General features: G+C 45.0%; 3 protein-coding genes. All 3 read right to left on the reverse strand.

What is annotated here, in order from left to right:
* A partial coding sequence (gene gltB, locus B4J23_RS12820; RefSeq protein WP_291361118.1) for a glutamate synthase large subunit occupies positions 1-3,986 on the reverse strand: 3,986 nt, incomplete at its 3' end.
* A gap of 450 nt (positions 3,987-4,436) precedes the next feature.
* On the reverse strand, positions 4,437-5,288 hold the full coding sequence (locus tag B4J23_RS12825; protein ID WP_291361119.1) for a hypothetical protein: 852 nt from the start codon (positions 5,286-5,288) through the stop codon (positions 4,437-4,439).
* Positions 5,289-5,300: 12 nt separating this feature from the next.
* Positions 5,301-6,135 (reverse strand): 3-dehydroquinate synthase (aroB, locus tag B4J23_RS12830; RefSeq protein ID WP_291361121.1); only part of this gene is annotated, 835 nt, incomplete at its 5' end.

The following is a 6,135-nucleotide window of genomic DNA, read 5'->3' on the forward strand; positions in this document are numbered from 1 at the left end:
GTCTGGAATGGCGAACCTTTCGGTGGGAAAATCGAGATACGACCACCTGCCATACCTTTACCCACGTAGTCGTTCGCATCACCTTCCAGTTTGAGATGCAGACCACCGGCATTCCAGACACCGAGTGACTGACCCGCTGTACCAGTCAGATTTACTTTAACTGGATGTGCTTCCATACTCAGGTTGCCATAACGTTTGGCAATTTCACCAGACAAACGTGCACCAATTGAACGGTCACAGTTACCTACTGTAAAGCTGTATTCACCACCTGTACCTGCTTCGATCGCTGGCAGAATTTCTTCTACCATTTTCTCAGCCAAAATACCTTTATCAAATGGTTCATTACCCTGTACTTCACAGTACTGTGCTTTGCCTTCTGCTGCTGGATGTGACTCTAGCAGTTTGCTCAGGTCAAGGTGAGCATGTTTGTCAGTTTCACCTGGCAGGATTTCCAGTAAGTCGGTACGACCAATCAGGTCTTTCAGGCTAGATACGCCAAGTGCCGCCAACCATTCACGTGTTTCTTCAGCAATGAAAGTGAAGAAGTTGATCAGCATTTGTGGTTCGCCGATGTAGTGCTCTTGACGCAGATGATCCTGCTGAGTCGCAACACCGGTCGCACAGTTATTCAAGTGACAGATACGCAGGTATTTACAACCTAAGGCAATCATTGGAGTCGAACCGAAGCCAAAGCTCTCTGCACCCAAGATCGCTGCTTTTACCACGTCAAGACCAGTTTTTAAACCACCATCAGTCTGAACGCGTACTTTGCCACGCAGGTCGTTTACACGAAGTGCTTGATGCGCTTCACTTAAACCTAATTCCCATGGAGAACCCGCATGGTGAATCGAGGATAATGGAGATGCTGCTGTACCACCGTCATAACCAGAAATGGTAATGAAATCGGCATAAGCTTTTGCCACACCTGCTGCAATCGTACCCACACCCGGTTCAGATACCAGTTTCACCGATACCATCGCTTGCGGATTGACCTGTTTCAAGTCAAAGATCAACTGAGATAAATCTTCGATTGAATAGATATCATGGTGGGGTGGTGGCGAAATCAGAGTCACGCCCGGAACTGAATAACGTAAACGGGCAATCAAGCCATTCACTTTACCACCTGGCAACTGACCACCTTCACCTGGTTTTGCACCTTGAGCTACCTTAATTTGCAGTACTTCTGCTGATGTTAAGTACGCTGGAGTTACACCAAAACGACCAGATGCAATCTGTTTGATTTTTGAGTTACGAATCGTGCCATAACGCGCTGGATCTTCACCGCCCTCACCAGAGTTAGAACGACCACCGATGGTATTCATGGCAATCGCAATCGCTTCATGTGCTTCAGGAGATAGTGCACCCAAAGACATACCCGCGGAGTCAAAACGAGGCAGGATATCTTCTACAGACTCAACCTGATCCACCGGAATTGAGTTGTCAGTTTTCAGCTTGAATAAGTCACGGATGGTTGCAATCGGACGATTGTTTACCAGCTCTGCATATTCTTTAAAGTCAGCATAATTACCAGAACGTACTGCTTTATGCAGTGAATTAATCACGTCCGGATTAAATGCATGGTATTCCTTGCCGAAGACAAATTTCAGCATACCACCCTGATCGATTGGCTTACGGTTTTTCCATGCCAAATCTGCCAATTGCTTCTGGTCATTCTCAAGATCAGCAAAAGTTGCACCCTGAATACGGCTCGGAACACCTACGAAGCATTTATTCACAACTTCATTGGATAAACCGACTGCTTCAAACAGCTGACCGCCACGGTAAGAAGCCACAGTTGAAATACCCATCTTAGACAGGACTTTCAGCAGGCCTTTTTCAATCCCCTTACGGAAATTGTTTTGTGCATATACTGGATCGCCCAGCAATTCACCTTTAGCCACCAGATCATTGATCACGTCATATGCTAAGTATGGATAAATTGCTGTCGCACCAAAGCCAAGCAGAACGGCAAATTGATGTGGATCACGTGCAAAACCGGTTTCAACAATCAGGTTCGCATCAGTACGCAGACCAGTATTGATCAGATGATGGTGTACTGCACCAGTGACCATCACAGCATTGGCTGGCAAGCAACCTTCACGGATTTTCTTGTCTGAAAGTACCAATAAAGTTTTGCCGTCACGAATCGCTTGCGCTGATTCTTCGCAAATACGAGCAATTGCAGCTTCTAAGCCTTCAGTTTCAGCATAGTTCAGATCAATATCCGCAATCTCATAACCTGTACGACCTAGCGTACGGATCTGATGCATTTTTGAATTAGACAGGACCGGACTTGAAATAATCAGACGGTCTGCATGTTCTGGACCCTGTTCGAAAACGTTTTGTTCACGACCTAAACAGGTTTCTAGTGACATTACAATCGATTCACGTAATGGATCGATTGGCGGATTCGTTACCTGAGCGAACTGCTGACGGAAATAGTCTGATACATGACGTACCTGACGTGACAGAACCGCCATCGGTGTATCGTCACCCATAGAACCCACAGCTTCCTGACCGCTTTCAGCGATTGGACGCAGTAACTGGTCACGTTCCTCGAAAGTCACCATGAACATTTTCTGTGCCGCTTTCAGGTTGTCACCTTTCAAGCCTCGCTCACATAGATATTCTTCCAGCTCAGGGCTACCTTGTAGACGTACAGCATTTTCACGTAACCATTCACGGTACGGACGCATACGTTTCAGGTGATTATTCACATCCTGAGTATCTAGTACTTTACCGGTATAAGTATCGATCACCAGCATTTGGCCAGGACCTACACGTCCTTTAGAAATGACATCTTCAGGTTCATAACCCCATACACCGATTTCTGAAGCCAGTGTGATGTAGCCATTTTTAGTGATGACCCAACGTGCCGGACGCAAGCCGTTACGATCCAGCATACAGATCGCATGACGACCGTCTTGGATAACTAAACCAGCAGGGCCATCCCATGCTTCCATATGTTTAGAGTTGAACTCATAGAATGCACGTAAATCAGCATCAAGCGTTTCAACGTTTTGCCAAGCAGGTGGAACCAGCATACGTAGCGCACGGAACAGATCCATACCACCACCCACGAGGATTTCCAGCATGTTATCCAGACTAGATGAATCTGAACCAGTACGGTTTACGATTGGATTCAGCTCAGTCAGACCTGGCAGTAACGGGTTTTCAAATTTAGGCGTACGCGCCATTGCCCAGTTACGGTTAGCCGTAATAGTGTTGATCTCACCATTGTGCGCCAGGTAACGGAATGGCTGAGCCAGTGGCCAGCGTGGCAACGTATTGGTAGAGAAACGTTGATGGAAAACCACGATATGTGATGCCAGACGCTCATCAGCCAGGTCAGTATAGAAGTCAGCAATAGCTGCTGGCATCATCAGACCTTTATAGCTGATTACAGTTGAGCATAAGGTCGTCACATAGAAATATGGATCACTGGTTAACTGCTGTTCAGCACGACGACGCGCAAGGAACAATTTACGGTTGAATTCAACTTCAGTCACACCGATTGGGCAGTTAACAATCACCTGTTCAAAAGCTGGTAGAGACTGCATTGCAATCTCACCGAGCGCATCATTATTCGTCGGTACAACACGCCATGCGATAACGCGACAGCCTTCTTCTTCAATTTCTTTCGTCAGGACTTGTTTTGCATGTGCGGCTAATGCTGGATCCAGATTCAGGAATACTGTACCCGCAGCAAAAATTTCACTTAAGGTAATGTCACTTAAGCGTTTGGCTTCTTCACGGAAGAATTCTTTAGGCATTGCCAGCAATAGACCACAACCATCACCGGTCTTGCCATCAGCAGCAATACCGCCACGGTGGGTCATACAACTTAGACTATGAATTGCAGTCTTGACCAGATCATGACTGGCATCACCCTGCATATGGGCGATCAAACCGAAACCACAGTTATCTTTAAACTCATCCGGTTGGTATAAACCTTGAGCGGGAGCTACATTATTAGGCGATGGCATGTGCATAGCGTACCCTTCTTTTCACTAAGCCCGATAGGCTATTAAACAATCTAAATTCTGCTGTGCGTGACTGTCTGATTTACTCCGCAAGCCAAGCAGCTTTATAGAGCAAAATATCATTGAGTATCTTTTCAACATAATCCTTTTTCAGACGGAATGCATGAAAAATAACATTCATTTTGCTGATGGATAAGATAAAAATAAGCAACAAAGATGACAATTACGCCTATTCATCGAATCATTTTCGCGCCAAAACAGGGAGATTAATTCAATTCATGCACCAATAAAGCAAATTTCATGCCAACTTAAGGAGCAAAAATCAAAACAACACAAATGACAAAGATTTAGCCTACAAAAGGAAAATTATGATTATTTATGGTGCGTATTTTTTGCACCAAAAGCGCACATTTATAATAAAGATAAAGTGTCCGTGCGCTATTTTAGACCGGCCTAGTTAAATGGATCACTAATCTCGTTTTCTTGAGGCCGAGAATTGCCATTTGATGAGCGCGGACTTCCTTCGACATGACTTTGAGATTTCTGTACATCCACTACATTACCTTCCTGATCACGACGAACAATCGTGGTACTCGTGGTGCTTTCTTTAGGGGTGACCACAGGGGCTGAAGGTTGAGTTTTCGGTCTGATCTGTACGGATTCATCGACTTTCGGTAAAGGTACATTTTTCAACTGAATTTCATAAAGTTTTTGATTACTTGCCAGTTCTTCCGAACCCATACTGTTGACCAGACTGGCATATTGTTGCATGGCCACAACTTTAGGCTGGACGGATTTAGGCAGATTGAGGTTGAGCGCTGATAAAGCCTGTTGAGCTTCTGCTGCGGTTTTATACAGGCCATATAACAATACATATTGTTCAGGCTGGTTCTCACCTGAAAGCCTTAAATAAACAAAGGGTTTACGATCCTGCTGCTTTTTCAGGAAAGTTTTTAGAATGGCTTCATTACCTACACGAAATAGCTCAATCGCATGCTGTTTTTTTACTTCACCAATATATTTGGTTCCACGGAATTCAGGCTCATGGCTAACATTGACAACAATGCGAGTATTGAGATCAAGAGGTTTAACCTCATCAGAAAGTGCACCAAGATAGGTCATTGAGGCCACTTTTTCCGGTTGAATCTGTAATTCAACTTCGGTTTCCGGCTTCTTCTCTACTTTTACAACTTCATCTGTATCAGTGATAGCCCAAAAAACCAAGGCAGCAAATAGACAGCATACGCCACAGACCAGCCAGAAATAATGCTGAATCTTTTGCCAAGGGGTACGTAATGCTGTCATAAAAATTTAAACCTATGCCTGATGAGCTAAAATCGCCTGTTGCATCAACTCGACATCAAAGTCTCGAGTAATGACCGCTTTTCCAAGTTGCTGCAATAATACAAGACGAAGCTGCCCATTTAAAACTTTCTTGTCGTGAGCCATATAAGCTAGGAAATCGTCAAGTGGGATTTTAGGACAAACAATAGGTAATTGCGCACGAGAAATGATTTTTTTTGTACGCTCAAGGTCTTCTAATGAAATCCAACCCATGCGATGGGATAAATCTGCTGCCATTACCATCCCCGTGGCTACCGCTTCTCCGTGCAGCCATTCACCATAACCCAGATAAGACTCAATCGCATGACCAAATGTATGACCGAGATTAAGTAAAGCACGCTCACCCTGTTCTTTTTCATCATTCGCTACAATACGTGCTTTATGCGCACATGAACGATAAACCGCTTCGGCCAGCAATTGCTCATCACGGGCAATAAGACCTTCCATATTGGCTTCTAGCCAGACCAGAAACTCTTTATCTCCGAGCAAAGCATATTTAATCACTTCAGCCAAACCTGCCGACAGTTCACGATCCGGCAAAGTTGACAGCTGTGACATATCTGCCAGCACCACTTGTGGCTGCTGGAAAGCACCGATCATATTTTTACCCAGTGGATGATTAATGCCGGTTTTACCCCCCACGCTGGAATCCACTTGAGAGAGTAAAGTCGTTGGCACCTGAATAAAATATACTCCGCGCTGGAAACAGGCAGAGGCAAAACCGGCCATATCTCCAATAACACCGCCACCGAGTGCCAGAACTGTACAGTCTCGGTTAAAACCTGCCTCAAGCAATGCATCAAAAATC

This window comes from Acinetobacter sp. UBA3025, from assembly GCF_002367915.1.
GTDB lineage: Bacteria > Pseudomonadota > Gammaproteobacteria > Pseudomonadales > Moraxellaceae > Acinetobacter.

Coding starts and splice junctions, on each gene's coding strand:
- B4J23_RS12825 (WP_291361119.1), bottom strand. CDS start 5,288: ATGACAGCATTACGTACCCCTTGGCAAAAGATTCAGCATTATTTCTGG.